This is a genomic window from Thiogranum sp. (assembly GCF_058323355.1).
In genome coordinates this window covers 39,743-65,916 of record NZ_JBTTIO010000051.1, presented here as the reverse complement: position 1 = coordinate 65,916, position 26,174 = coordinate 39,743, and the positions used below count along the sequence as shown (strand labels likewise).

Genomic DNA, 26,174 nt, shown 5'->3' with positions numbered 1-26,174 from the left:
CTGAATCTGATCTCCCCGGTAGTGGTCGGGCTGGCGGCCGGGTTATAGCTGGAGATCGTACCGCTGATTTTTGCCCATTCATAGACCCCTGCCGCGGCCACATGAGCAGATGCCAGGATCAGGCCGAACAGGAAAAAGACGCGTCGCAACATTGGTGCCCTCTTCTCATTTTCAGGGTGCCGATCCGCCTTGTCTTCAGGCGCGAGGTGCCGCGTTTTCCTGGCGGCACGGGAAACGGCACATTGCGGGCAGTCCCTGGCCCAGGATTGTCGTTTCAAAATAATGCAATCTTCTTACCAGCACCTTGTAACTTCTCGTTAATCAAGCGAATTCAACGTGTTGCGATATCGCACACACTCCCGACTGTCAGAAATACCGACACGCTTTGCAAGTGTTTATACCACAAGCCCGAAATTTCTCCTTGAAATCCAATATGTTGGACTCAAAGAACCGGTTGTCGAGAATCCTGACAGGTCGGTGTAGGCGGTGCTTCCGCACCTTTACCCCGACGGTACACATGGTTCCCGCTAAAATTGCTGCCCGCAGCAGGGGCTGGATGCCCGCCTCGGCGTGCTCACCCGCCACCCGCACGCGCGGTTTGGGTAAAGGAAGGATAAATGCCCTGTGCCGGACCCTAAACGAAAAGCCTGATTATCAGGAAATGTTTGCGTAAGCTTCCCCGTCAAATAGACAGTTTTAAAGTAGGGTTTCCGGACTTTTGGCCTGCTGATGAGCGCACAAAAAATGATATAGTCAAATAAAAACCCGGCCTGGAGTCGTGCGCGCAATGAACAAGCCATCTTCATATCATCTGGTTTCTCTTTGTCTTGTGCTGGCAACGCTGTTCACTTTTTCTCCAACGGTAACAGCGGAAACCGAGCGCTTCGATTCGGATGCGGCGTTCGCGGATATTATGTCAGCTATCCGGGGGCTCAAGGATGACCAACTCGGTGCGCTGCGTGCCGTGCGCGGCATGTACTGGGCCTGTGCAAACTGCCCGGAAGCCGAAAGACAGGAAGCGCGGCAAAAGCTGGAACTTCTGCTTGATGTGCGCGACCAGTTTATCCTGATGCAGCATGTTACCGGTACCCGTCCCGGTCCCATGGACAGCGAAGCCAAAAGAAACCTGGGCCAGCTCATATCCTACGGTGAAATCCCCTCGAAATGCCGATCCCGGTACGACCGCTGGGCGGACTGCACGCGTGCTACAGGCGGCGTCCGGTGCATAACCTATTATGACGAATACAAGACATGCCGCGACCAGGTGGAGTTTGTTGACAATATACCCGGCTTCGGGCCAGACAGTGCGCTCGGCATCCTTGCGGTGCGGGCCAATCCGAATCTGCGTTACCAGCAACTCGCCGATTTTGACGTCCTGTATCGTGCGGCCATGAACCTGGATAACCTGGTGTACAACCGTGGACTCGGGGTCAGTCATACGGCGGCTATTGCTGCCGCAAAAGCGGGTGGTGCGGATGGCTTTGCTTTCATCAATGCGTTTGTGCAGGAAAAGAAATCCGGGTTTTGCAGTGAACGTTTCCGTGGGCGACGGATCTACGAGGCGTTTCTGGAGGACGTGTACCTGTACGAATACGGATCGTTCGACCGCGACGAGGCGGAACAATGGCTGGAAAAAGTGGTTGCAGCAAACAACAATCGCGACGTTGAAAAGTACCTGAAGATGGCCTATGGAACGAAGGCTGTCGGTCGACCACGGCGCAGCCTGCTGGATTTCCTCACCGGCGCACATAATGAGAATGACCCGGTGGTCAAGGCGTTGTGGTCATCCCTGAAAAGTCCTGACGATATTATTCGGCGCGCCAGGCTCGGTGCGCAGGCAGCGTTTTCCTGCGCACCGGCTACGGACAGCGTTGCAGCCCTGGTCGATGACCCGCTTTACCGGCGGGTCATAACGATCTGGCAGGAAGATGTTCTGACGGCAACACCGGAACAGGTCATGCAATGGATCGACCTGTACAACAGCCTGTTTGGAAAGGACACGGTGTACAAGGCATTGCAGGAGCTGGTGGAGGACTATGACCGCAGCGGTAAACAGCGCTGGATGATCCACATGAAGCTGGTTTACCAGAAACTGCAACCTGTCGTGGCCAGGGCTTCCGAGTCCGACATCACTGGTGAATATGTGGCGACAGGAACAGATCCGCAGGGCAAGCCTTACACGATCCGGGTAAAGATCGATGCCCAGAAGCCGGGCTTGTACTGGGTTCGCTGGCAACATGGACAGGTGAGATACAAGCAGAGTGGTTTGTTCTACAAGGGAAAGCTGGTTTTTGGACGTACAGGAAGCCCGCAAAGTTATACCCGCCAGGCCGATGGTCGTTTGGTAGGTGAACGGGAGTGGTTTACTGGCAGTCGGGCGTCCGAGCAGGTACGCGAGACGCTGGTCCGGGATGATACGGTGGCGCCTGTAATGCGCGGGTTTTACCGTGTGGAAGGTGTGGGGCCAAACGGCGTTGCCTATCGTGGGGTATGTTTTGTCCCCTACATGGGTGATAGACCTTCCAGCCAGCCACTTTGCCGGTTGCGACACCACCTTGGCGTCACGCTCACCAACGGCTACGCTGAGCGCAAGGGGCGTGAATTCCGTTATGACTGGCGTGCGATGGGGGTGCGCGGGGTTATGAATCTCCAGCTCGAACTCGATGGCAGCTTGCATGGTCGGAGTGCCGACGGAAAAGAACAATCGGACTGGATGCCTGTCACTGAGGCGCAAGGTTATCCGACCGATCTCGATGAGTTGGTCGGTCACTACGGGCTGTGGGGCAGATTCGGTAGCCGCGAACATGAGGGCGAGTGCGACCTGCGGAAGAATGATGATCACTACTATTTCCGCCGCCACATTCCCGGAAACCTGTTCCGCATTGTGTCGGTGATCGAGGGCGTCCCCGCCATCGATGGCAAGTCATTCAACGTCACGCTGACGAAAAAGGACGGTTCCACCGCCATTCTGAGTTACCAGATTGATCCGCTGGGCAAACTGGTGTTTGAATCCAGTGACAAGACCCAGTGGGAAGCCTGCAGTCCAGCCACACCTTGGCCGAAAGCATCTGCTGAACAGAGTCTCGCAACATCTTCTGCCACTACTCGGGAGAAGCCGGCGCCGAGCCAGAAAGCTACGGTCACGCAGCCACCCGTTCAAAGCGCAAAACCGCAGGCAGTACCTGTACACCCGGTGCGGAAGCAGACGGTGCAGAAAAAGAACGCGTCTGCTGAAAACAGCAGTCCCTTTATCGGACGCTGGCAGGGTGATATCGAATGCGGGAAAAACCGCCTGCTTGCTGAAATCGAAATTTTCGCGGAAGGCAATCGTTCAGTGATAACACTTAAACCTGACCCGTCGGGATCAGGACAAAAAACAGAACGTATCAATATGCAATGGGTAGCCAGTGGCAGAGGCAAGGCCATACGTATGAGCCGCAAAACACCTGTGAGTAATGCTGATAGTTATCCGTTGAGGAAGCTGAGCCTGTTGGCTGGCAGGTCGGGGCAGGCCAGGGCGCGGTTGAAAATGCCCGGTTGCCATATGAGTCGGGCCAGGCGTGTACCCTGATATCAGTCCAAAGGCCGTAGCGTACCGTGAAAAATGGAGGATATGGTCATGCCCGATCCACGTATCAATGAATCTGCCGTATTAGTGAGAAAGTTTCGCTTTTGAAACGACGCTCAGTGGGCGTGGTTATGCTCGATGAATACCTCGCTGGCAAGAACAGGGTTATCAGATAACGTTGAGCCATCGGGTCTTCATCAACCGTATCCCCGGCGAGATAACTGTTTTCGGCATCCCGTTCCAGCAAGCCTTGCCGTCCCAAAAAACGGCCAACGCAAAGGAAATGGGAAGTTCAAGACCCACCGGCGCACAGGCTGCTCAGGCAAAATTTCATCGACCAGCAGCGCCGCACTTTCGACCATGCGTCGCGCCCCGCAACCGGGGCAGAAGCTGCGGCGTTCGCCTAAATGCTAATACCATGAAACATACCATGCTCAGAAAATCCTTCAAAATGCTCGAAAGAAATTGCCGATTGAACACTGATACACATCACCTTAGGCAACCTTCCGGGCTTTGACTTCCAGGTGAATGCCTTCCTGCTCCTGCAGATAACCGATCACCGCAAACAGGTTACTCGCCTGGGGTTCCCTTTCGGACCGAACATGCGCATGAGGCTCTTGCTCGACTTGTCGAAAACCCGGGACAGTTCCTCGAACCCGGTCGTCGCGTTGATATAGTCGCGCAGCACCGCCTTGCCGGTATCGACATCACCGGCGAGCAGGCATTCGACCCCTTCTTGCAACAGGGCCTTGCGAGACGCGGGATCCCGTTGGGCACGTGCCTGAATGGTGTCCTTAAAATCTTTCGTCAGAGCCATCATTACACTTCTTGCCGTTTCCGGTACGCCTACGCCGCTTTCACCTTCACGGTTTTTCCAATCCGCGCCAGCATATTGACCAATCTGTCGATGGTGAACTTGTCAATCTTGCCACGCATCAGATCACTGATTCTCGGCTGGTGAACACTAAACACCTCTGCAGCTTCTTTCTGGCCCAGTCCTGAATCCTCAATATATTGACGCAGTGCAATCATCAGCTCTGAACGAATCTTCAGGTTTTGCGCCATCGCCGGATTATCCTCCAGCGCCTCAAATACATTGCGGTAACTTTTTGAAATCGTCATTTATGTTTCCTCTGTTCTGCCAGCGCCTTGTACCTGGCTTTAGCCAACTCGATATCCGACATGCGTGTTTTCCGTGTCTTCTTTTGAAAAGCATGCAACACGTAAATGGCCTCTTCGATCGGGCGACATAAATCACCCGGTAAATACCGACCGCGTCCTTGATGCGTATCCCAACAGCCCCGGCACCAACGGTATTCATCGGCTTCCAGTCACTTGGCTGCAACCCCGCCTGGACATTACTGAGTTCAAAACCCGCTTGCCGACGTGCGCTTGCCGGAAAGTGCTTGAGATCGTCCAATGAGCTACCCACAAAACGCACGTCTTTCATAAAGATTATTATACAAAATTTTATATTTATATCAAATTTTATATATTTTGGCGGGACGGATGCCCAGCAAGATACGCCTGATCACCAATACCATGATTTCATGGAAAGATATTTCAGGTGTTTTGTTCTTTATCAATGCCTTGTGAATCATTGATACCATGAGTAGTGTATCGTGCTCATCATGGTATTTTTCGTGTACGGGAAGTCGGTATGTGTAATACCATGATTCATACCATCGAATAACGACTGCCTGCAGCCGTCGTCCCGTACAGATCAATATAAGACCAAAACCGGAAAATATTGAGATTACAGGCAGTTAGTACTCAATAGCCTGTCGGTGCCAGCCAGTGCCAGACATTGCCTGACATTGCCTGAGAGTGCCTGTCGCTCCCACTCTATTACCAATAAGCCTTTTTTAGCTTTTATTTTCAATGATTTATTATTCTGCCAAATGATAATACCATGAAAAACACCATGTTCAGAAATAGTTGCTAATCACCACTTTCCAAAGCCACCACCCCGGTACCCCCCCTGTTGCGATCGACCTAAATATAGACTATATTTAGGTCGATTACGGTCAGCACACGATAACGGGGGCACCATGAAACTCAGTGAATCAGTTAAACCCATCAGTTACTTGAAAAGCCACACCGCCGAGGTTCTGCGTGATATCAGTGAAGGGCGGCATACCCTGGTCATCACGCAACACGGTGAAGCCAAAGCGGTACTGCAGGATATTGCAAGTTATGAGCAAACCCAGGAATCCCTGGCCCTGCTCAAGATACTTGCCCAAAGCTCCAAAAACATTCAGGAAGGCCGCAGCAAACCACTCGGGAAGGCCTTTGCCGATGTACGCAAGCGAATCAGGGAACTCGCCGAGTGAAACGTTATCGTGTCCGAATTATCGAAGATGCTGAACACGACCTGATCGATATCTACCGCTACATTGCACGCCACGACTCAGTGGAAAATGCAGAATATGTACTTGAACAGTTGGAATCCCTCTGTTCGCGACTTACCGAGTTGCCTGAACGGGGCCATACCCCGCCCGAGTTGGATCGAATCGGTGTAACAAATTACAGGGAGGTCAATTTCAAGCCATATCGTGTCATTTATGAAGTGATCCGGCAGGACGTCTTCATTCATTGCATTCTTGATAGCCGCAGGGATATGACAATATTACTCGAGCGGCGCCTGATTCGTTAGAACCGCCCCTGCTATGGCCCGGTAGATGATCCCCTGCACTTGGCCCATGATCACTGGGCGGCTGACGAACAGGAAGCTGAACCGCCCCGGGTTTACCGGAGACTCTATTTCTTGAGAGGATAGAGTCATGAACACGCACAAGAGATATTCCCCGGAAGTCCGGGAACGGGCGGTTCAGACTTCCGCAGCGCCCTTGGTTGGAAAGGTTTTGGACAAGGCCGGCTGCCCCACTCGACGAATCTGGGCACGCACCCCGCGAAGTGTTTTCCTGACATTCTCCCAGGACACGCCATGGGCACGCGCCACCGCCTCAGCTTTCCCACGAGAATAGGCTTTCATTGCTTTGGTACCAACCGGTATAATCCACACGAATTCTTTCGAATAGGTAGCCATTGTTGATGTTTCACCCGTTTTCCCGAACTTTCACGCACACGCACATGCAATCCCAATCAAATTGTGCGTGTAGTGTGCGCGAAAACGGCGGTAGACTTCAAGGATTCTGTAACCTGTTGATTTAAAAGTACCGGGGCCGTAGCTCAGCTGGGAGAGCGTCGCGTTCGCAATGCGAAGGTCGGGAGTTCGATCCTCCTCGGCTCCACCAATCCCTCTTTACTTCCTGACAAATTGTTCCTGGTTCCGACCTGGCAGGATTACTGGCCGGCCGAAACTCCCTTTTCCATTTCGATCAACTCCATGGCGGAAAGCTCCACTTCGGCACGCCGGTTGGGCGCGAGACACTGAACCAGCGCTGCACCACGTTTGCCTTCACAACTGACAACAGGTTCTGCCTCACCCACGCCGCTGGTTTCGATAAACTGCGGTACGACACCCTGCGAAACAAGGTAATCACGCACAACGGCAGCACGCCGCTTTGATAACTCCAGGTTATAACTGTCATCGCCGATCATATCGGTATGGCCGGTAATACGTATTTTCTCATCCTCCAGATCAGTCGCGGTCAATGTACCGAGTACAGCACTGAGGTTCGTCCTGCCATCGTCCGTAAGCTCAGCGCTATCAAAAGCAAACAACACCTCGGCACCCAGCTTCACCGGTTTAAGCTCCCTGACGATGACAACCTCCACAGCCGCCAGCTTTGCCGCTTCACGAGCCGCCACCACGGCCGGCTCACACTCTGCAACAGCAACCTGTTCCGACCAGCGCGTGGTATGTACACATTCTCCAAAACCGGTACGTACCACTGTACTGGAGCTATCACTGACATAACCTAAAGCGGCGTGCGCAAAACTGCTGACCAGTCCACAACCGGCAACCAGCAGGATGCGTGTTATATTTTTCATATTATTTCTCTCCGAACACTGCATTATTGGAATATGTACCCACCGGCACTTGTGTACAGTCACCGTGGTAATATTTTCCAGCAGACGCCGGGGAGAAGCAACGATTAAAAAATGATTTAACTGGCTGATGTGCCGCAGTTGCTAAGACTCAGACGAGGGGGGTTGGTAGAAAAAACAAACGGGGCCGCCTTTTCCAGCGCACTCAGCCCCAGCAGCATACGGGTTTCCTGTGGGAAAACAGCTGCATCGACATCATTCAGAACACAGTCCTCACCAAGCACCAGTCGCTTGATCCGGTAAAGTGGCAGGCGCAGCTCTCTGCCATCCGCCATCACGCCGGTCAGTTCGCCGATATGCGTGGCATTTTCGGCATCGATCAGTTGCTTCAGCGTGTATTCATTGATGGTGGTGTAACCTGCGCCGGTATCCACCATGAATTCAACATCACCACTACCGAGCATGCTGGCCTGCACATAGTAGGTTGCCAGGTGCTTCTGGTTCATGGGAATAATCCTGTACGAGTCAGCAAGTACGGTACCGGCCAGCAACAGGCCAGACAGTGCCACTATCCATTTTAAACGTGCTGAAAACATGACCACTCCACTACAGTGACAAAATTCTGTCGTCATCAGGACAGCGGCCGGTTTGATACGAGATTAATAGCTACTGTGGAAATTGTCCGGGACAAATCTTTTACGGCCCTGCACCCGGCCTGCGGCACAACCCCGGGGAATTTATTTTTATTCAATTATTACAGTCTGTTAGGGTATTTTACCGGAGGAACGAATCGCCCTGGCTGGCAGATAACCCGGAAAACCGGGGCTGCTGGCGCAGTCACACACACAAGCTTCATCTGCGTCCCCCACGTCCCTTGACGTTTCTCAGGCGCTGGCAAGCAAATTGCAGTCCCCATGACATCCAGGGGACGGAATGACACAACGAGAAACACGCTATGCGAATCGAGAATTTTTCAATCAAGGCTCTGACCATCGGCGCCCTGCTGCTCATCGGGGCGATCGGCGTCAGCACTTCATTCATCGCCGAGAGCGAATACCGGAAAGCAGCAACCGATGTCCACCTCAGCACCGTGGCGCGCATGCTCAGTGCGACCAGCAACGCCGCACTGTCCGAAATGGAAACCCATGCGGCTCACCTGGCCAATGCCGCTGTCAAAACCTTTTCGCGTCAACCCGGACTCGCCAGCTACCTCGCCGAGGCCCCGGCTGGCACGGCAAACCCCGTGCTTGCGAAATTGCTGCACGCACCGCTCGACACCGACCTGCCCCGGTTAAGGCCTGTTTCCGTACACCTCTACAACAGCAACAAACAACGCCTCATGTCCAGCGGGGAAAACAGCGAACTCGACAGCCCGCTACTGCAACAGAGTGAAGCTGGCGAAACAGCACAGGGCTTCTGGCTGGACGGCGATCTGCCGCGTTATTCGGTGCTGCACCCTGTCGGGGAAAACGCCGGCAAGGGCTACCTGGAATTACGCTTTGACCCGGTCTATGCACTGCAATTCGTGGAGAACGTGACCGGCCTGCCTGTGCGTATCAACAGCCTGAATAACACGGCGCTTTACGAAAGCCGGAACTGGACATCACCAACCGGGATTATCCCTGAAGTCACTTACCTGGTTACGCCGGAAGACGGCCCGCCACTGGCAAAACTGGCCACGCTGGATGATCTCTCCGCGTTGTATCAGGCTACCCACAAAACGCGCAACGCCACTACCGGCACCTTTATCGCACTGCTCGCCATCGCATTGCTCGTTGTCATTCTGTTGCTCGAACGGCTCCTGTTCCGCCCGCTCGGCGCCATGCTCAGTGACATGCACCGTGTCGCCAAAGGCGATACCAGTGTCCAGGTGGACAACCACGCCCTGAAAGAACTGAAACACCTGGCAGACGCATTCAACGCCACCAACCGCAAGGTGGAGAGCATTATTGAACGCGAGCGTCAGGCCTCGGAAGACATCAAGGGCAAGGTGGAATTGATCCAGGAAGTGGTTGCCATGGCCGCTGAGGGCGACCTGACCGGACAGATTATGGTGTACCGGGACCAGGACATCATCTCCGAGCTGGCCGCCGGTATCCAGCAAATGCTCGACAGCCTGAACTCGCTGGTTGCACGTATCCAGCAGTCGGGTGTGCAGGTCACCTCCTCGGCAACCGAAATAGCTGCAACGGCAAAACAGCAGGAGGCCACTGTGACGGAACAGGCGGCCACGACCAATGAGATCAAGACAACGGTGACAGAAATCACCGCAACCTCGAAGGAACTGGTCAACACCATGAGCGAGGTCACGGAGGTAGCATGGAAGACTTCTGAAAGCGCCAATGCCGGACGCTCATCGTTGCAGCGCATGGAGTCAACCATGCACCAGATGATGGACGCCACAGAATCGATTGGCTCCAAACTGGCCGTTCTGAGTGAGAAAGCCGGCAACATCAACACCGTGGTCACCACCATCAACCGTGTTGCGGACCAGACCAACTTGTTGTCGCTGAATGCAGCTATCGAGGCGGAAAAGGCCGGTGAATACGGTGTGGGATTTGCTGTTGTCGCCACTGAAATCCGCCGCCTGGCGGACCAGACCGCAGTTGCCACCTGGGACATCGAGCAGATGGTCAAGGAAATGCAATCCGCGGTTTCCGCCGGCGTCATGGGTATGGAGAAGTTTTCCGAAGAAGTCCGCCGCGGTGTCGACGATGTCCGCCAGGTCGGCTCACAGCTGGCAAGCATTATCGAACAGGTCGAAACCCTGATACCCCGTTTCGAGGAAGTCAACGAAGGCATGATTTCGCAGTCACAGGGTGGCAACCAGATCCGTGACGCCATCGTTCAGCTGAGCGAGTCCGCGCAACAGACCGCCGATTCACTGCGCCAGTCCAATGGCGCCATCATGCAGCTCAACGAGGCCGCCCAGCGTCTCCAGGAAGGCGCCTCCCATTTCCGGGTAAGTTCCTGAGGCCACGTCGATGCTGATGCTGTTATTCCAGCTGGGTAACAGTCGTTACGCGATACCGGCACGCGAGGTGGTGGAAATCGCGTCAATGGTTGAGCTGGAGCCCTTGCCGAAAACACCGGACTACATCGCCGGGCTGTTCAACTACCATGGACAACACGTTCCGGTGCTGGACCTGTGCAGGCTGGCGAACAACCAGTCCTGCAGCAACCTTATTACCACACGCATGATCCTGGTCGAGTTCCCGCTGGCCACAGGCGGCACTCGCACACTGGGCCTGCTGGCTGAACGCGTGACAGAAACCCTGCAACTCGACGAACAGGACTTCAGCGACACCGGTATCGATATCCCCGACGCCCCTTTCATCGGGCGCGCCGCACACACCGAACAGGGACTGGTGCAGCAGTTATCCATCACCGAACTGGTGCCGGCAGACGTGCAGGCACAATTGTACCCGGCCGAGGCAGGCTGACATGCCCCTCGCTGCCATTGAACTGTTACTGAAGAAGCGCATGGGACTGCACAGTTCCACGGTAGGTTCGAGCACGATCCGCCATGCCGTGGAACAGCGCATGCGTGACTGCGGCATTGCAGAAATTGCTGATTACAGACAGGTACTGTCACATTCCGACACCGAGCTGGATGCCCTGATCGATACGGTTATTATTCCGGAAACCTGGTTCTTCCGGGACATCAACCCGTTTGATGCATTTAACCAGTGGCTGCAGGAAGCATGGCTGCCACATCACGCCGGCAGGACCCTGCGCATACTCAGCGTGCCCTGCTCAAGCGGGGAAGAAGCCTACACCCTTGCCATGTGCCTGGCAGATGCCAACATCTCCCCCCGTGATGCGCAGATAGACGCCATTGATATCAGCAGTACCAATATAGAAAAGGCACTGAAGGGTGAATACGGCAGAAACTCGTTTCGCGGCAACCGGCTCGAATACAGGAACCGGCACTTCCAGGCCTGCGATGGACGCTACAGGATCAATGACAGCAACCGCGAATATGTCAGTTTTGAACAGGCTAATCTGCTCGATGACAGCTTCACCTGCAACCGGTCACCCTACCATGTTATTTTTTGCCGGAATCTGCTGATTTATTTTGACCGCACGACGCAGGATACTGCCATTGACCGCCTGCAGACACTGCTGACCGGCGATGGCCTGCTGTTTCTCGGCCACTCGGAAACCGCACTCCTGCTGAAACGTGATTTTAGTCCGCTGCCCAACCCGCGGTGCTTCGGTTTTGTTCGCAGCCGCACACCCTCGCCAAACATCGAATCAGCTCAACCGGCGCCCAAACGTCGACAAACGCCCCGTCGGTGGATCATGCCAGCAGGAACACCGGAACAGCGCCCGTTCTCCAGCTTCACTCCGACAACGACCGATGTACGGGAAAATAAACACGACACACAACACGACGACCTGTTGCGACAGGCGTTCCGGCTCGCTGATGAAGGACATCTTGGTGAAGCGGCAGAACACTGCGAGAGCCTGTTGGCGGAACAGGTACAGCAGGCAGACGCTTATTACCTGCTCGGACTGATTCGTCAATCCACCGGCAATCTGTCAGAAGCAGAACAGTTACTGCGCAAGGCTGTCTACCTGGACCCTGTTCACCATGAGGCCCTGGTTCATCTCGGTGTTGTCTGTGAGCAGCTCGGCGACACCAGCAGCGCAGTGCGCTTCCGCGAACGCGCCATGCGCTGCGCACCGGAACAGGTATCGGGGGCCACCAAATGAACGCGCCGAAGCATCCTGATGAACAGAAACCGGATGACTGCTGGAACCGGATCGGTGTCTGGAGCAAGGGACAGGCGAGCTGCCCGGAACTCGAACAGGTTGTGCACTGCCGTAACTGCAGCCGCTACTCTGCTGCCGGGCGACAGGTGCTGGATCGACCGTCTTCCGATGACTATCGACGTGAGTGGACAGAACGCTTTGCCGAACCTCGCAGCAGGGAAAATAACGAAACACACTCAACACTGCTGTTTCGCCTTGGCGATGAGTGGCTGGCGCTGGAAAGCCGCTGTGTCGATGAAATTACCCGGCTGCGTTCTATCCACAGCCTGCCACACGCCGAAGGGACACTCGTAAAAGGACTGGTCAACATTCGGGGTGAACTGAGGCTGTGCGTCTCCCTTGGTGTTGTGCTGCAACTGGAGAAAGCGCGTGAAGACTATGCCAGTGACCGGGAGATCCACGAGCGCATGATATCCGCCACCTGGAATGAGCAGAGTTTTGTGTTTCCCGCCAGCGAGGTGCATGGGATTTACCATTACAACGATGACGCCATACAGCCACTGCCTGCCACCGTGTCCCGTTCGAAATCCAGCTTTACCACGGGCATCCTGAAATGGCGTGATCGCCATGTCGGCATACTGGATACCGGCCTGCTTTTCTACGCACTGTCAAAAGGTCTGCAATGAGCGAGGATCTCGGCAACTTTTCCATGCTCGAACTGTTCCGTCTGGAGGTCGATAACCAGGCGACAATCCTCAGTGACGGCCTGCTGTCACTGGAGCAACAGAGCGACCCTGCAAAACACCTGGAAGCACTGATGCGTGCCGCCCATTCTGTCAAGGGTGCCGCGCGCATGGTGGACATCAATGCCGGTGTCAAGCTGGCACATGCCATGGAAGACTGTTTCGTGGCCGCCCAGAAAGGCGAACTGACACTACAGCCACACCAGATCGACCTGTTACTGGAAGGTGTCGATCTTCTGGTTGCCCTGTCGAAGGACGAAGCCGGGGAAGACAGACTTTCCGCGGTTACGGAAAGCATCGCAAATATCGGGACACTGGAAGCGCCTGCATCCGGCACGGCTACCGAACCGGTAGCCGGGGCCGAAAAAACGGACTCAGGCGAGAGCGGTGAAACTCCGCCCCCGACAGATACCCGGACAATAGAAGACACCCCCACACCTGACACGCCAGTACAACCCGGAGTGCCCGACAAAACCACGGACAGCAACGCAGACTCCGTACGCGTTTCCGCAGAAAGCCTGAACCGGCTGGTCGGCCTGGCAGGAGAAGTACAGGTGGAATCACGCTGGCTGCACCCCTTTGCTGACGCACTGCAACAGATCAAACACCGTCAGGCAGAACTTATCGACCTGCTGGATCATCTGAATGACAGCCTGCTGGCCAGCAAGGGTGACGAGTACAGCAGGACACTGGCAGGCGAAATACACACCAAGGCCAACCGTTGCCGTCACCTGCTTTCTGACCGCCTGATGGAGCTGGATGAATTCGACCGCCGCCTGCACGGGCTGGGCAACCGTCTGCACAGTGAAGTGATTGCCAGTCGCATGCGTCCCTTCTCTGATGTAACCCGTGGCTACCCGCGACTGGTGCGCGACATGGCCCGCCAACTCGGCAAACAGGTAGAACTGAAGATCGAAGGGCTGAATACCCAGGTTGACCGCGACATCCTTGAATGCATCGATGCACCACTCAATCACCTGATACGTAATGCACTGGATCACGGCATCGAATCTCCCGAACAACGCCGCGCCGCAGGAAAACAGGAACAGGCCACACTGACAGTAACCGCGGCTCACAATGCCGGAATGCTCTCCATCCAGGTACAGGATGACGGCTGCGGTATCGATATTGATGCACTGAGAAAGAAAGTCGTCAACCGCGGCATGGTGACGGAAACCATGGCAAAAGAGCTGTCCGAAACGGAATTGCTGGAATTCCTGTTCCTGCCCGGATTCTCAACGCGTGAAGAAGTCACAGAAATATCCGGTCGCGGCGTTGGTCTCGATGTTGTCCACAGCACGGTACAACGTATGCGCGGTGTGGCCCGTGTAACCACCGAGCCGGGCAAGGGCACGCGCTTCCACCTGCAGCTGCCCATCACACTTTCCATTATTCGCGTGCTGCTGGTGGAAATCTGCGGCGAACCCTATGCCATCCCGCTGGCACGTATTGACCGCACACTCAAACTCGACACCAGCCGGATAGAGTCACTGGAAAACCGGCAGTACTTCACCATCGACAGTCAGCATGTCGGCATCGTGTTCGCCAGCCAGGTATTCGATTGTCATAGCGTGTCCACCGCCGGCGATAAACTTTCAGTCGTGGTACTGGGTGAACGCCTCAACCGCTCGGGCCTGGTCGTGGACAAGTTTATCGGCGAGCGCAGCCTGGTCGTTCACAAGCTGGACCCGAGACTCGGCAAAGTCCAGGACATCAGTGCCGCCAGCGTCCTGGAGAACGGTGACCCCTGCCTTATTATCGATGTGGACGACATGCTCCGCTCTATTGATATCCTCATTGCCGGTGGCCGGCTCGACCGCATCAAGGACAACGAGGCCAGTTCCACGCACGCAGGAAAACGCATACTGGTGGTTGATGATTCAATTACTGTGCGCGAAGTCGAGCGCAATATGCTTGCAACGCGGGGCTACCAGGTCGATGTTGCTGTTGATGGCATGGACGGCTGGAATGCAGTACGCATGAGTGATTACGACCTGGTCATCAGTGACGTTGACATGCCGCGCATGAACGGGTTCGAGTTTGTCCGGCTTATCAAGCAGGACGACAGGTTGCACGGCACACCGGTGATGATAGTGTCCTACAAGGATCGCGAGGAAGACCGGCAACGTGGACTGGAAGCCGGCGCCGACTATTACCTCACCAAGGGGAGTTTCCACGATGAAACCCTGATTGATGCTGTCGTAGACCTTATCGGCACAGCGGAGTAAACCGGACACATGATCAGTATTGCCATTGTCAATGACTCCATGCTGGCTGTAGAAAGCCTGCGGCGCGTCATCAGTCGCGTACCGGAATACCAGTTACTCTGGACGGCCCGGGACGGTGAAGAAGCCGTTAAACGCTGCGACCAGCATTGCCCGGACATCATTCTCATGGACCTGGTTATGCCCGGCATGGATGGCATTGAGGCCACAAAAATCATCAGCGCCCGCCACGACTGCGCCATTCTTATTGTCACCGCTATTGTGGATGGTTATGCCGGGCGTGTTTTCGAGGCCATGGGTGCAGGCGCCCTTGATGCGGTCAATACTCCCATACTCGGGGCATCCGGTGATGCCGAGGGTGCCGGCTCACTGGTTCGCAAAATCAGAACCATTGCCATGCTGATTGCAGACAAGCCGGTACGAAGCGGAACAGCCGGAAACGGCGGATCAGAGAACTGCGGCAGCACATCCCGGGTACCCCTGATCGCCATCGGTGCATCGACCGGCGGGCCGGCCGCGCTGCGTGAGGTCCTCCAGGCGCTGCCGGCAAACACGGGGGTTGCCGTCGCGATTGTTCAGCATGTGGATGAACAGTTTTCCGCCAGTTTCATTAACTGGCTCAACGACTATTCACCGCTACCGGTACGCGCCGCCCGCCCTGGTGACTGTTTCAATGGCAACGAAGTGCTGGTGTGTGGCCGTGAAGACCACCTGGTTATGACGCGCGCCGGAAGCCTTGATTACACACCACACCCGGTTGAACAGGTCTACCGGCCATCCGTTGACGTGTTTTTTGAAAGCCTCGCAAAAAACTATACAGTTCAATCAGTTGCGGTACTCCTTACCGGCATGGGCAGGGACGGGGCCATGGGCCTGAAACGTCTTCGCGAGCAGGGCTGGCACACGATTGCTCAAGATCAGGCCAGCAGTGCCGTTTACGGTATGCCTAAAGCTGCAAAAGCGCTTGATGCGGCGGCAGAAATTCTAACGCTGGGGGACATTGGGCCGAGTCTGGCCCGGTGGGCGGAGAAGGCCTCTTCCGGAGGCCTGGGGAAAGGGAAACCGGAATGAAAACGGATAGCGAACCAACAACATCTGGAAACAGCAGCAGCAACAGCAGCCGGTGGGCTGTGGTACTGCTTGTCGACGACCAGCCGATGGTCGCCGAGGGTATCCGGCGCATGATTGCCGACGAGCCGGATATTGATTTTCACTATTGCTCTGATCCCAGGAAGGCCCTGCAACAAGCGACTGAAATAGAGGCAACGGTCATATTGCAGGACCTGGTCATGCCTGATGTGGACGGCATGACGCTGGTGCGTTTCTACCGCAATAATCCTGCTACGCGGGATATTCCTGTCATCGTACTGTCCAGCAAGGACGACCCCAACATCAAGAGTGATGCCTTCAATCAGGGCGCCACTGACTACCTGGTCAAGCTGCCGGAAAAAGTCGAACTGCTGGCACGCATCCGCGCCCACGCCAAAAGCTACCTTGCGCAGAAAGAACGCGACCAGGCGTTCAGGTCCATGAGTAAAATGCAGGAACAGCTGGAGACCATGAACAAGGAACTGGCGCGCAGTAACCAGGAACTGCAACGCCTGTCATCACTCGACGGGCTGACCGGCGTAGCCAACCGCCGCCAGTTCGATGAAACACTGGAACAGGAATGGCAGCGCGCCGTTCGCACCAACATGCCGTTGTCACTGATCTTTGCCGATATCGACTTCTTCAAGCGCTATAACGACCACTACGGACACCAGGCCGGTGACGATACACTAAGAAAGGTTGCCAACGCACTGGCGAAAACCGTACACCGGCCCGCCGACCTGGTCAGCCGCTACGGCGGGGAAGAATTTGTCATGGTATTACCCGACACCACACTGGAGGGGGCAATTGCCGTGGCGGACAAGGTGCTGAACAGTGTCCGCGATCTCAATATCCCCCACGAAAATGCCGAGGACAACGGCAGGGTTACCCTCAGTATCGGTGTTGCCACACTAAACCCCGGAGACAAGGACAAGCCCGAAAAGCTGGTCGAAGCCGCCGACAAGGCGCTGTACCACGCCAAGGAAACGGGCCGTAACCGCGTGGAATCCTCAAACCCCGCGCAAGACAAGGAAAAAGAGCTCGCGTCTGTCTGACGGGTTAGAAACACCCCCCGCAATCCGTGTATCATGTGCGACTGTTGAATCAGGAGCCCGTCATGACGTTTGTAGTAGGCGAAAACTGTATCAAATGCAAATACACCGACTGCGTGGAAGTCTGCCCGGTAGACTGTTTCCACGAAGGCCCGAATTTCCTGGTTATCGACCCGGAAGAGTGCATCGACTGCACCCTGTGTGAACCGGAATGCCCGGCCGAGGCCATCTTCCCGGAGGACGACCTGCCGGAAGGTCAGGAAATTTTCCTGGAACTTAACGAAGAACTTGCCCAGCAGTGGCCGGTTATCACCCAGCAGAAAGATCCACCACCTGATGCCGACGAGTGGCTGGGCAAGGAAGGCAAACTCGAACTGCTGGAACGTTGACCGCCTGCCACCTTGTTGCGTTTTCCGAAGACCCGCTCGCTGTCACGGCGCGCCAGGTACTCGAACACTACCGGGAAACCCTGCCCGACCTGAGTTGCTGCCAGATTCTGCTGCCGGATACACAGGCTGCGCCGGCGCTGCGCGCCGCGCTACTGAAACAGGCCCGGGAGCTGGGTTACTCCGCACTGCTCGGGCCACATATCGACACACTGGAAAGCTGGCTGGCACGGATCGTTGCACCCTCCAGGACAGTACTCGACCGGCCCTCCCGTGAGCTGATACTCGCCGAGGCACTGCGTAACAGCCAATCCCTCTACGCCGATACCGACCCCTGGCTGCTGGCCGACGAACTGCTCACCCTGTTCGATGAAATGACCCGCGCCGAACAGACGCCGGATGACTATGCCGCTTTCGAAACCCGGCTGCAGCAGGCCTATGGTCTGCGTCAACCCAACCCCACGCTGCAACAGGAAGCCTGGATGCTGCACACCCTGTGGCGCGCCTGGCGGGAACAACTGGACGCCGACCGACTGACCGACCCGGCCAGCGCACACCGCCAGCAACTGGAAGACACAACCACCAGCCTCGATGAGCGGATGCTCTGGCTGGTCGGCTTTACCCGCTTCAGTGTGGCGGAAAACCGCTGGCTGCGTGAACGCCTGCAACAAGGCAGCGCTCGCCTGGTCCTGCACGGTAATACACAAGGCCAGGGCTATCACCCGCATGCCCCCCTGAACACCCTGCTCGCACAACTGGAACAGGATAGCGAACCTGAACCACCGACACTCAATACCGCTGATGCCTTCATCGAGGCACTGTTCGGCGATACCACCCAACACCTCGTGGAGCGCGCCCGACAGTTTTCAGCTGGCGGCTGCAGCGATCCCTTTGCCGATCGCCTGCATACCTTCTGCGCCGACAGCCCGGAGCAGGAGGCCCAGGCCGTGGCCCTGCAGGTTCGTTGCTGGTTGCTGGACAAACCGGATGGCCCCATTGCCATTATCACCGGGGACCGGCGACTGGCGCGACGGGTGCGCGCCCTGCTGGAAAATTCCCGGATCCCGCTGGATGATGCCGGCGGCTGGGCCCTGTCTACCACCAGCGCCGCGGCACTACTGGAACGCTGGCTGGAAACGGTCGAGGAAGACTTCGCCTGCGCACCACTGCTGGATGTACTGAAATCCCCCTTTCTGTATGCCGACGAACGCGACGAACACCTGCGACAGGTAAGGCGCCTGGAACAGGACATTATCCTGCACGAAAATATTGCCCGTGGCCTGGACCGCTACCGCCACCACCTCGACCGCCGCAGCGCGCGCCTGCCCGCCTGGGGTGAGGTTTCAAAACAGGCGCTGCACACACTGCTGAACCGGCTCGACCACGCCGCCAGTCCATTACTGGCCATCCTGGAAGACAGCTGCGCCGCCAGTGATTTTATCGACGCCCTGAAAACCAGCCTCGACGAACTGGGCGCGACCGTAACGCTGCAATCCGATGCCGCCGGTCAACAACTCCTGGCGTTGCTCGATGAATTGTCTTCCGCCAGTCGATACAGCCCGGTAACACTCAGCTGGTGTGAGTTCCGCGACTGGCTGGGCCGCAACCTGGAACGCGCCAACTTTCATCCCCCGGACAATGGCAGCCCGGTGCAATTGCTGACCCTGGAACAAAGTCGACTGCAGCGCTTCGCCGCTGTGGTGTTCGCCGGTTGCAGCCGCGACCAGTTGCCCGGCAAACCTGGCGCCCAGGCGTTCTTCAACCAGCGCGTACGTGGCGAACTGGGGCTGTCCACCTGGTCGCAAACGCTCGCAGAGCGGCTGCACCACTTCTGCCGCGCCCTGCTCAGTGCCGACCAGGTACTGCTGACCCGCCACCGCGAACAGGACGGCGACCCGGTCGCGCCCAGCCCCTGGCTGGAATTGCTGGAAGTGTTCTATCGACATGCCTTTGGCAGGTCACTGGACGACACAACGCTGGGAAGCCTGTTAAAACAGCCACAGGCACGCCCGGCCACACCGGATGACATGCCGCTGCCAACGACAACGGCCCGCCCCGCCCCTGTGACCAACCCTGCACTGATACCCGTGCAATGGTCGGCCTCCACCCACCAGCGCCTGATCGATTGCCCCTACCGCTTCTTCGCCGCCGACACACTGCGCCTCAAACCGCCGGACGAGATCACCGAAGCCCTCAGCAAGGCCGACTACGGTTCACTGGTGCACCGCATCATCCAGGCATTCAACAGCGACGTGAGCGGTCTTCCCGGCCCCTGGCAGGGCATACTGGACGGCAAGCGGCGCGATGCTGCACAGGAGCTGCTCAGGCACATCAGCCTGAATGTGTTCAGCGACGCCATGACGGAAAACTTCGAGGCCCGCAGCTGGTACAAACAATGGAGCGCCGTGCTACCTGACTATCTCGACTGGGAAATTACCCGGCGTGAGAGCTGGCCCGAACGGGAGGCGGAAGTCGTGGTCGGCCAGGCCTTGACCGACAGCTTGCATATTGGCGGCCGCATCGACCGGCTCGACCGCAACGACGCAGGTGCGGCGTTGCTGGATTACAAAACCGGCAAACCGCCTTCCGCGCAACAGGTCCGGCAAGGTGAAGCGGTGCAACTACCCAGCTACGCGCTGGCACTGGTGGATGTCATACAGCTCGACTACCTGAAAATCGAAAAGGACACGGTAAGGCTGGCCACCTGTGCGGACAGTGAAACACTCGACACCCTGCTGCCGGCCCTTCACGAGCGACTGCTGACACTCGATGCCCGCCTGCAGCAACAGGCTGCCCTGCCCGCCTGGGGTGACGACAGCATCTGCAACTGGTGTGAGTTTGACGGTGTGTGCCGTCGCGATATGTGGAAACAACAGGAACCTGGCAGTGACTGACGCGCCGCTCGCCACTGACCCCGGGCAAAGTTTCAGCGTACTGGCGTCCGCCGGTACCGGCAAGACCTGGCAACTGGTTGCACGACTGACACGACTGCTGCTGGCCGACGCCACCCCCGACAGCATTCTTGCCATTACCTTTACCCGCAAGGCCGCGGGCGAAATGCAGCAACGGCTCGGCGAGCGTCTTGAAGCCCTGCTGGAAGCCGATGACGTCACCCTGGCGAACATGCTTGAAGAAATCGGCGAACCTCCCACCCCGCCCACCTGCCGGCGCGCACGCACCCTGCTGGAAAACTGGCTGCGTAGTGAGCACACACTGCACACCACGACGTTCCACAGCTTTTGCCAGGAGCTGCTGCAACGTTTCCCGCTGGAAGCCGGCCTGCCGCCGGCCTTTGAACTCACCGAAGTCACGGGCCTGCTGGTGGACGAAAGCTGGGATGCGCTGTTTGCCGAAGCAACCCGCCGCCCCGATACGCTGCTGGCGCGGGCCATTGAACAACTGTTCGAAGAGCTGGGCAGTCTGTTCAACGCCCGCAGCACACTGCGACAGTTTATCGACCACCGCAGTGACTGGTGGGCGTGGACGCATAATGAAGGTGACCCGGTCGAATTCGCGACCCGGCAGCTTGAAAAGAAACTGCAACTCGAGGCGAGCCGTAACCTGTCGGAGGAGTTCTGGAGTGAAGCCACCCGTGAACGACTGGCTGAATTCTCACAATTGCTCGGGCGCCATGAGACCCCCACCAACCTTGGACTTATTGCCCGGCTTGAGCCCTGCCTGACACAGACGATCGATGCACAAACTGCGGTTTCTCATATTACCCCGGTATTTCTGAAAAAAGATTTACAGCCCCGGAAATGCACTGTGACCGCCACCCTGAAAAAGAAAATGGGTGAAGCCGGTGCGCAGCGTTTTGTTGAACTGCACACATTCTTCTGTGAGCACTTGCAGGCCATTCGCGAAGTCGAAAACCGCCAGCGCACCCTGCGTCTCAACGCTGCCTGGTATGTTGCCGGCCAGCGGATGCTGGAACACTTCCAGCGCATCAAGCGCGAACGCCGGTTGCTGGACTTTTCCGACCTGGAATGGAAGACCTTCCTGTTGCTGAACGACCCGCAACATGCACACTGGATCCAGTTCAAGCTCGACCAGCGCATCGACCACCTGCTGATCGATGAATTCCAGGACACCAACCCGACCCAGTGGCAGATGATCCTGCCACTGCTGGAAGAAATGGCGGCGGGTGGCGAGCGCCAGCGCAGCCTGTTCGTTGTCGGCGACCGCAAACAGTCGATTTACCGCTTCCGGCGTGGCAACCCGGCACTACTGGATCGTGCTGCCGAATGGATGAATGAAAAGCTTGCTGCACAACGCATTCACCTCGATGACTCGCGGCGTTCGTCACCGGTTATTATCGATACAGTCAATACCATTTTCACTTCGCCGGGCATGCAGCCCCTGATGCCCGGCTTTCAGCCGCACAGCACACACCTGAAGGACGCCTGGGGCCAGGTCGAGGTGTGGCCGCTGGTCGAAGCGGAAGCATTCGGGGAACAAGACAGCCCCGGCACATTACGCAACCCGCTCGAACAACCTCGCCTGGACAGCCGTGATCTACGCTACTACCGCGAGGGAAAACAGATTGCCGAACGCATCCGGCAACTGGTGCAGCAACAGCTCGTCGGCTACGGCGACATCCTGGTCCTGATGCGCTCCCGCACCCACCTGGCGGACTATGAGACAGCCCTGCGCGAGTGCGGCATCCCTTACCTCAGTCGCGACCGGGGCACACTGCTGGAAAGCCTGGAAATACGCGACATGGAAGCCCTGCTGACCGTGTTGATGACCCCGCAGGACAACCTCGCACTGGCACAGGTACTGTGCTCACCGCTGTTCTCGCTGGATGAAAATATCCTCTGTGAACTTTCGCGACCGCTCGGCGGCATATGGCTGGACCGCCTCACGGAACTGGCCGGGCAGAACAGCCACAACGCAGCCGTGCAACGTGCTGCACGGTTACTGACACACTGGCGTACACTGGCCGGTCGTATCCCCATCCACGACCTGCTGGAGCAGATCTTTCACCAGGCCAACCTGCTGCAACGTTACCGCTCGGCTGTACCGGCCAGCCAGGCTGCACAGGTCGAGGCCAACCTGACACGCTTTGTCGAACTGGCGCTGGAAGTTGACAGCGGTCGCTACCCGACGCTGCCGCGTTTCCTGGAACGTGTAAAGCACCTGCGCGGGCTGGACAAGGAAGGCCTGAGCAAGGCAACACCCGGGGCCGCACAACAGCAGCGTGTCAACCTGCTCACCATTCACGCGGCCAAGGGGCTGGAAGCGCCAGTCGTGTTCCTGTGCGACACCACCAGCCAGGGCAACCCATCGGGAATTTCCCCGCTGGTATGCTGGCCGGCTGACTCGAACCGTCCAACGGATTTCCTGCTGCCAGGCAACAGGACACAGCGTGACAGCATCAGTGAAGCGCTTCACCAGCAGGAAAAAACCGAACAGGCGCGTGAGTCCGCCAATCTGCTGTACGTTGCACTGACACGGGCACGCAACATGCTGATCATTTCCGGCTGTCGCCCCAGCCGTGGTGACGCGCTGGGCTGGTACGGCCAGATTACCGAACCGCTTTGTGGCACGGCACAACTGGAAGCGCCGTGGCAGCGGCAGTTCAGCACACCACCGACACACACCACGGCAGCTGAAGACCAGCCGGAAGACAGCATTAGCCCCGATATACGCCTGCAACACCCGATACCTGTGGAACATCTGTGGCGGGAGATTGCGCCCAGCCGCCGTACGGATGAAAGGGAACTTCCGGCCGGCAATACGCAGGGGAAACAACGCGGCATTATTATCCACCGCATACTGCAGCTGGCCGTGGAACACGGCGGTATCGGCCAGGATATGATGCAACGTATTGCCAGGGAGCAGGGGCTGGCTGCCGACAACGGGCTGCTGGTGGACTGCTATAACGAAGTACGAATACTGCTCGACAAACCGGAATTAAACTGGATTTTCGCGAAGGGCCCGCAACAATGGACGGAAGTCCCGATACACTACGCCAGGGACGGACGCACGGTATACGGTGTCGTTGACCGCCTGCTGATCAAGCGGGATGCCGTACACCTGATCGACTATAAATCACACCGTGTCAGCACGACGGAGCAGATCCAGACACTGACCGAACACTACCGGCCACAACTGGCACTGTACCGTGAGGCGATAACCCGCCTGTGGCCGGAACACACTGTCCACTGTTATCTGCTGTTCACGCACAGTGCCCGCTTGCAGGCCATTGACTGAACCCCGTCAGGACAATGAGGCCGCGTGTAGAGAAAATGCGAAGCGGGTTCCCTTGCCCGGCTCACTGCTGACGTGGATAATCCCGCCGTGCAGGCGAATAATATGCTGGGCAATCGCCAGCCCCAGTCCGGCGTGCTGGCCGCTGCGCGCACCGTTATCACCGCGATAAAAACGCTCAAAAATCTTCGCCAGCTCCTCCCCGGACATTCCGCTGCCGGTATCCTCTACCTGTATCTGCACCCCGGCACCATCTGCGCGCAGCGACACGGTAATACACCCACCCTCCGGTGTATGCTGGAGGGCATTGGCAACAAGATTCACCAGCACCCGTTCGATCATGGCAATATCACCTTCAACAAACGGAAGACTCCCGATGCTGTCCAGCCTGAGCTGCACGCCCTTCTGCTCCGCCTGTAACTGGAATTTCTGGATAATATCCTGTGCCAGATCAGCGGCTGCGAAAGGCTCTGTCTGCACCGGCGCATCACTGGCGTCGAGTTTCGCCAGCTCAAATAATTCATCGACCAGTCTTGTCAGGCGTGTACTGTGTTGCAGGGCGATTTGCAGGTAGTTTGAGCGGGTCTCCGCATCGAAAGCATCCGCCTTGAGTTGCAGGGTTTCGATATAACCGTGCAGTGCAGCCAGTGGCGTACGCAAATCGTGCGACACGTTGGCCACCAGCTCGCGCCGCAGGTTGTCCTGTTTTTTCAGTGCATCGATCTGTTCCTGAATGCGCCCGGCCATACGATTGAAACTCTCACCCAGCGACTCGATTTCATCATGGCGGGAGGAACCTTCCGTCCAGCGGACAGATTCAGTGAAATCACTTTCGCTGAACCGCCGCATCAATCCCGCCAGGCGATTCAGCCGACGTGTAAGCAAGCGGAACACCAGCAAACCAAACAACAGGCCCACCACAAGACTGGCAAGCAGTGCTGCAGCAGACAACTGCAACAGGAAGTTATTCTGGAACAGCTGTTCCATGCGCTCGTATTCCTGGCCACGCAGAACCACATAAAGATAGGCCGGTGAACCATCACCCAGCGCCAGACGGGTAGCAGAGAACACCTTGCGCCGTTCATAACTGCGTGGGTCGTCGCCAAGCAGCGGGAACTCCCCACCGGCAAAGAACTGTTGCACGGGCGCGAGATTGACGCGCTCCCGTTTCACCTGCCCCGGGTCGGCGGAATAGGAAAGAATGCGGCCACGGCTATCGAGCAGGTAAATCTCGATGTCCGGGTTAACCATCATGTAGTGGTTAAAGGTTTCCTTAAGTGCCTGCTGGTCCAGTACGCCGTCTTTTAACAGATTGCGGCCTATTACCAGCTTGCTGGCAAGATCACGGTTCAGACTCTGCACAAACGCCTGCTGGTAGTGTCGGGTTATGCTGGTACTGAGCAGAACATACAGCAAACCGATACCTGCCAGCAGCAACATGAGCGACAGGGCCAGTTTGGCAAACAGCGTACGTGGCAGCATCAATTCACCGAATCGCTGAAACGATAACCCACACCCCACACTGTGAGGATATAGCGTGGCTCTGCCGGATTTTCCTCGATCTTGGCGCGCAGCCGGTTGATATGTGAATTGACAGTATGCTCATACCCTTCGTAGTGATAACCCCAGACCTTTTCCAGCAGCTGCATGCGTGTAAAGACCTGCCCGGGATGACTGACAAAATGCAGCAACAGGTCAAACTCCCGCGCAGTCAGTACAACCTCTTTGCCACTGACCGTTACCTTACGGCTCACGGTATCAATAAAAACACCACCCGCCTGAACGGGCTGCGCAAGTGAATTATCCTGCTGCCCGTGCGCCTCGATACGACGAAACTGCGCCTTGATGCGCGCCATGAGTTCGGGAAAGCTGAAAGGTTTTGTGATGTAGTCATCTGCACCCGTTTCCAGGCCGGCCACACGATCCTGCTCAGCAGTCCGCGACGTCAGCATAAGAATCGGTATGCGCGAACAACGTGTGCGTAGTTGACGGCAAACCTCAAGCCCGTCGATACCCGGCAACATAAGATCCAGCACCACCAGCTGGTAGCTGTTCCCGGCAAACAGGTCCAGTGCAGCGCTACCGTCGCTTGCGATATCGGCCTCACACCCCAGGTCACGGACATGGAAACGGATCAGTTGCGCAATGTCCGCATTGTCTTCCACGATAAGCAACCTGTAGCTCATGTTTTATTGTTCTCGCAAATCAGCGGCTGCGGCCATTAT

At 56.8% G+C, this 26,174-nt stretch carries 20 protein-coding genes, 1 tRNA gene and 1 pseudogene; 14 read left to right on the top strand and 8 right to left on the bottom strand.

Translation table 11 applies throughout. The annotated features are described in order from the left end of the window. Positions 1–787: 787 nt before the first annotated feature. Positions 788–3,571, top strand: a complete 2,784-nt coding sequence (locus tag ACW81B_RS07310) for a hypothetical protein (protein WP_491579558.1) — start codon at positions 788–790, stop codon at positions 3,569–3,571. A 553-nt stretch (positions 3,572–4,124) separates the two neighbouring features. Here ACW81B_RS07310 and ACW81B_RS07305 read toward each other — a convergent pair. The 3 genes and pseudogenes from ACW81B_RS07305 to ACW81B_RS07295 all read right to left on the bottom strand — a co-directional run bounded on the left by ACW81B_RS07305 (position 4,125) and on the right by ACW81B_RS07295 (position 5,018). After that, positions 4,125–4,388 (bottom strand): helix-turn-helix domain-containing transcriptional regulator, encoded by a 264-nt coding sequence (locus ACW81B_RS07305; RefSeq protein WP_491579557.1) that lies wholly within the window; start codon positions 4,386–4,388, stop codon positions 4,125–4,127. 26 nt (positions 4,389–4,414) lie between these two features. Next, positions 4,415–4,690, bottom strand: coding sequence for a helix-turn-helix domain-containing protein (locus ACW81B_RS07300; RefSeq protein WP_491579556.1), 276 nt, complete (start codon positions 4,688–4,690; stop codon positions 4,415–4,417). Next, positions 4,687–5,018 (bottom strand): annotated as a pseudogene (locus ACW81B_RS07295) (type II toxin-antitoxin system RelE/ParE family toxin). The gene ACW81B_RS07300 and the pseudogene ACW81B_RS07295 overlap by 4 nt, the downstream one beginning before the upstream one ends. A 601-nt stretch (positions 5,019–5,619) precedes the next feature. Here ACW81B_RS07295 and ACW81B_RS07290 point away from each other — a divergent pair. Together ACW81B_RS07290 and ACW81B_RS07285 are read left to right on the top strand one after the other, a co-directional pair. Continuing rightward, positions 5,620–5,901, top strand: a complete 282-nt coding sequence (locus ACW81B_RS07290; protein ID WP_491579555.1) for a type II toxin-antitoxin system Phd/YefM family antitoxin — start codon at positions 5,620–5,622, stop codon at positions 5,899–5,901. Further along, positions 5,898–6,224: a type II toxin-antitoxin system RelE/ParE family toxin gene (locus ACW81B_RS07285; RefSeq protein ID WP_491579554.1), complete on the top strand. Its 327-nt coding sequence runs from the start codon at positions 5,898–5,900 to the stop codon at positions 6,222–6,224. Before ACW81B_RS07290 ends, ACW81B_RS07285 begins: the two co-directional genes overlap by 4 nt. A gap of 174 nt (positions 6,225–6,398) precedes the next feature. Here ACW81B_RS07285 and ACW81B_RS07280 read toward each other — a convergent pair whose 3' ends face one another. Then, positions 6,399–6,563, bottom strand: a complete 165-nt coding sequence (locus ACW81B_RS07280; protein WP_491579553.1) for a hypothetical protein — start codon at positions 6,561–6,563, stop codon at positions 6,399–6,401. Between the two features lie 186 nt (positions 6,564–6,749). Here ACW81B_RS07280 and ACW81B_RS07275 point away from each other — a divergent pair. Further along, positions 6,750–6,825 (top strand) — tRNA-Ala (locus ACW81B_RS07275). Between the two features lie 49 nt (positions 6,826–6,874). Here ACW81B_RS07275 and ACW81B_RS07270 read toward each other — a convergent pair. Together ACW81B_RS07270 and ACW81B_RS07265 are read right to left on the bottom strand one after the other, a co-directional pair. Beyond that, complete coding sequence (locus ACW81B_RS07270) at positions 6,875–7,525, bottom strand: OmpA family protein (RefSeq protein WP_491579552.1); 651 nt, start codon at positions 7,523–7,525, stop codon at positions 6,875–6,877. A 116-nt stretch (positions 7,526–7,641) separates the two neighbouring features. Then, positions 7,642–8,118, bottom strand: a complete 477-nt coding sequence (locus tag ACW81B_RS07265) for a retroviral-like aspartic protease family protein (protein WP_491579551.1) — start codon at positions 8,116–8,118, stop codon at positions 7,642–7,644. 359 nt (positions 8,119–8,477) lie between these two features. On the opposite strand from ACW81B_RS07265, the gene ACW81B_RS07260 reads away from it, so the two are divergent. The 10 genes from ACW81B_RS07260 to ACW81B_RS07215 all read left to right on the top strand — a co-directional run bounded on the left by ACW81B_RS07260 (position 8,478) and on the right by ACW81B_RS07215 (position 23,952). Beyond that, positions 8,478–10,496 carry a methyl-accepting chemotaxis protein gene (locus ACW81B_RS07260; RefSeq protein ID WP_491579550.1) on the top strand — a complete coding sequence of 673 codons (2,019 nt, stop codon included), beginning with the start codon at positions 8,478–8,480 and terminating at the stop codon, positions 10,494–10,496. Positions 10,497–10,506: 10 nt separating this feature from the next. Next, positions 10,507–10,965 carry a chemotaxis protein CheW gene (locus ACW81B_RS07255; RefSeq protein WP_491579549.1) on the top strand — a complete coding sequence of 153 codons (459 nt, stop codon included), beginning with the start codon at positions 10,507–10,509 and terminating at the stop codon, positions 10,963–10,965. A 1-nt stretch (position 10,966) separates the two neighbouring features. Next, complete coding sequence (locus ACW81B_RS07250) at positions 10,967–12,241, top strand: CheR family methyltransferase (protein ID WP_491579548.1); 1,275 nt, start codon at positions 10,967–10,969, stop codon at positions 12,239–12,241. Continuing rightward, the gene (locus ACW81B_RS07245) at positions 12,238–12,927 is read left to right on the top strand and encodes a chemotaxis protein CheW (RefSeq protein ID WP_491579547.1); all 690 of its coding nucleotides are present in this window, start codon (positions 12,238–12,240) and stop codon (positions 12,925–12,927) included. Before ACW81B_RS07250 ends, ACW81B_RS07245 begins: the two co-directional genes overlap by 4 nt. Beyond that, a complete protein-coding gene (locus ACW81B_RS07240) occupies positions 12,924–15,212 on the top strand; it encodes a hybrid sensor histidine kinase/response regulator (protein WP_491579546.1) in 2,289 nt (762 codons plus the stop codon). Before ACW81B_RS07245 ends, ACW81B_RS07240 begins: the two co-directional genes overlap by 4 nt. 9 nt (positions 15,213–15,221) lie before the next feature. Next, positions 15,222–16,280: a chemotaxis-specific protein-glutamate methyltransferase CheB gene (cheB, locus tag ACW81B_RS07235; protein WP_491579545.1), complete on the top strand. Its 1,059-nt coding sequence runs from the start codon at positions 15,222–15,224 to the stop codon at positions 16,278–16,280. After that, positions 16,277–17,353, top strand: coding sequence for a GGDEF domain-containing response regulator (locus ACW81B_RS07230; protein ID WP_491579544.1), 1,077 nt, complete (start codon positions 16,277–16,279; stop codon positions 17,351–17,353). The genes cheB and ACW81B_RS07230 overlap by 4 nt, the downstream gene beginning before the upstream one ends. Positions 17,354–17,415: 62 nt before the next feature. Beyond that, a complete protein-coding gene (fdxA, locus tag ACW81B_RS07225; RefSeq protein WP_491579543.1) occupies positions 17,416–17,739 on the top strand; it encodes a ferredoxin FdxA in 324 nt (107 codons plus the stop codon). Beyond that, positions 17,736–20,630 carry a PD-(D/E)XK nuclease family protein gene (locus ACW81B_RS07220; RefSeq protein WP_491579542.1) on the top strand — a complete coding sequence of 965 codons (2,895 nt, stop codon included), beginning with the start codon at positions 17,736–17,738 and terminating at the stop codon, positions 20,628–20,630. Before fdxA ends, ACW81B_RS07220 begins: the two co-directional genes overlap by 4 nt. After that, complete coding sequence (locus ACW81B_RS07215; protein ID WP_491579541.1) at positions 20,623–23,952, top strand: UvrD-helicase domain-containing protein; 3,330 nt, start codon at positions 20,623–20,625, stop codon at positions 23,950–23,952. Before ACW81B_RS07220 ends, ACW81B_RS07215 begins: the two co-directional genes overlap by 8 nt. A gap of 6 nt (positions 23,953–23,958) precedes the next feature. Here ACW81B_RS07215 and ACW81B_RS07210 read toward each other — a convergent pair whose 3' ends face one another. Together ACW81B_RS07210 and ACW81B_RS07205 are read right to left on the bottom strand one after the other, a co-directional pair. Continuing rightward, positions 23,959–25,431, bottom strand: a complete 1,473-nt coding sequence (locus tag ACW81B_RS07210) for a sensor histidine kinase (protein ID WP_491579540.1) — start codon at positions 25,429–25,431, stop codon at positions 23,959–23,961. Continuing rightward, positions 25,431–26,135: a response regulator transcription factor gene (locus tag ACW81B_RS07205; RefSeq protein WP_491579539.1), complete on the bottom strand. Its 705-nt coding sequence runs from the start codon at positions 26,133–26,135 to the stop codon at positions 25,431–25,433. The genes ACW81B_RS07210 and ACW81B_RS07205 overlap by 1 nt, the downstream gene beginning before the upstream one ends. Between the last annotated feature and the right edge of the window lie 39 nt (positions 26,136–26,174).

What these genes read in the sequence shown, in the direction of transcription:
- ACW81B_RS07310 (WP_491579558.1), top strand. Translation starts at nt 788, where the DNA reads ATGAACAAGCCATCTTCATATCATCTGGTTTCTCTTTGTCTTGTGCTG.
- ACW81B_RS07305 (WP_491579557.1), bottom strand. Translation starts at nt 4,388, where the DNA reads ATGATGGCTCTGACGAAAGATTTTAAGGACACCATTCAGGCACGTGCC.
- ACW81B_RS07300 (WP_491579556.1), bottom strand. Translation starts at nt 4,690, where the DNA reads ATGACGATTTCAAAAAGTTACCGCAATGTATTTGAGGCGCTGGAGGAT.
- ACW81B_RS07290 (WP_491579555.1), top strand. Translation starts at nt 5,620, where the DNA reads ATGAAACTCAGTGAATCAGTTAAACCCATCAGTTACTTGAAAAGCCAC.
- ACW81B_RS07280 (WP_491579553.1), bottom strand. Translation starts at nt 6,563, where the DNA reads ATGAAAGCCTATTCTCGTGGGAAAGCTGAGGCGGTGGCGCGTGCCCAT.
- ACW81B_RS07270 (WP_491579552.1), bottom strand. Translation starts at nt 7,525, where the DNA reads ATGAAAAATATAACACGCATCCTGCTGGTTGCCGGTTGTGGACTGGTC.
- ACW81B_RS07265 (WP_491579551.1), bottom strand. Translation starts at nt 8,118, where the DNA reads ATGTTTTCAGCACGTTTAAAATGGATAGTGGCACTGTCTGGCCTGTTG.
- ACW81B_RS07260 (WP_491579550.1), top strand. Translation starts at nt 8,478, where the DNA reads ATGCGAATCGAGAATTTTTCAATCAAGGCTCTGACCATCGGCGCCCTG.
- ACW81B_RS07255 (WP_491579549.1), top strand. Translation starts at nt 10,507, where the DNA reads ATGCTGATGCTGTTATTCCAGCTGGGTAACAGTCGTTACGCGATACCG.
- ACW81B_RS07250 (WP_491579548.1), top strand. Translation starts at nt 10,967, where the DNA reads ATGCCCCTCGCTGCCATTGAACTGTTACTGAAGAAGCGCATGGGACTG.
- ACW81B_RS07245 (WP_491579547.1), top strand. Translation starts at nt 12,238, where the DNA reads ATGAACGCGCCGAAGCATCCTGATGAACAGAAACCGGATGACTGCTGG.
- ACW81B_RS07240 (WP_491579546.1), top strand. Translation starts at nt 12,924, where the DNA reads ATGAGCGAGGATCTCGGCAACTTTTCCATGCTCGAACTGTTCCGTCTG.
- cheB (WP_491579545.1), top strand. Translation starts at nt 15,222, where the DNA reads ATGATCAGTATTGCCATTGTCAATGACTCCATGCTGGCTGTAGAAAGC.
- ACW81B_RS07230 (WP_491579544.1), top strand. Translation starts at nt 16,277, where the DNA reads ATGAAAACGGATAGCGAACCAACAACATCTGGAAACAGCAGCAGCAAC.
- fdxA (WP_491579543.1), top strand. Translation starts at nt 17,416, where the DNA reads ATGACGTTTGTAGTAGGCGAAAACTGTATCAAATGCAAATACACCGAC.
- ACW81B_RS07210 (WP_491579540.1), bottom strand. Translation starts at nt 25,431, where the DNA reads ATGCTGCCACGTACGCTGTTTGCCAAACTGGCCCTGTCGCTCATGTTG.
- ACW81B_RS07205 (WP_491579539.1), bottom strand. Translation starts at nt 26,135, where the DNA reads ATGAGCTACAGGTTGCTTATCGTGGAAGACAATGCGGACATTGCGCAA.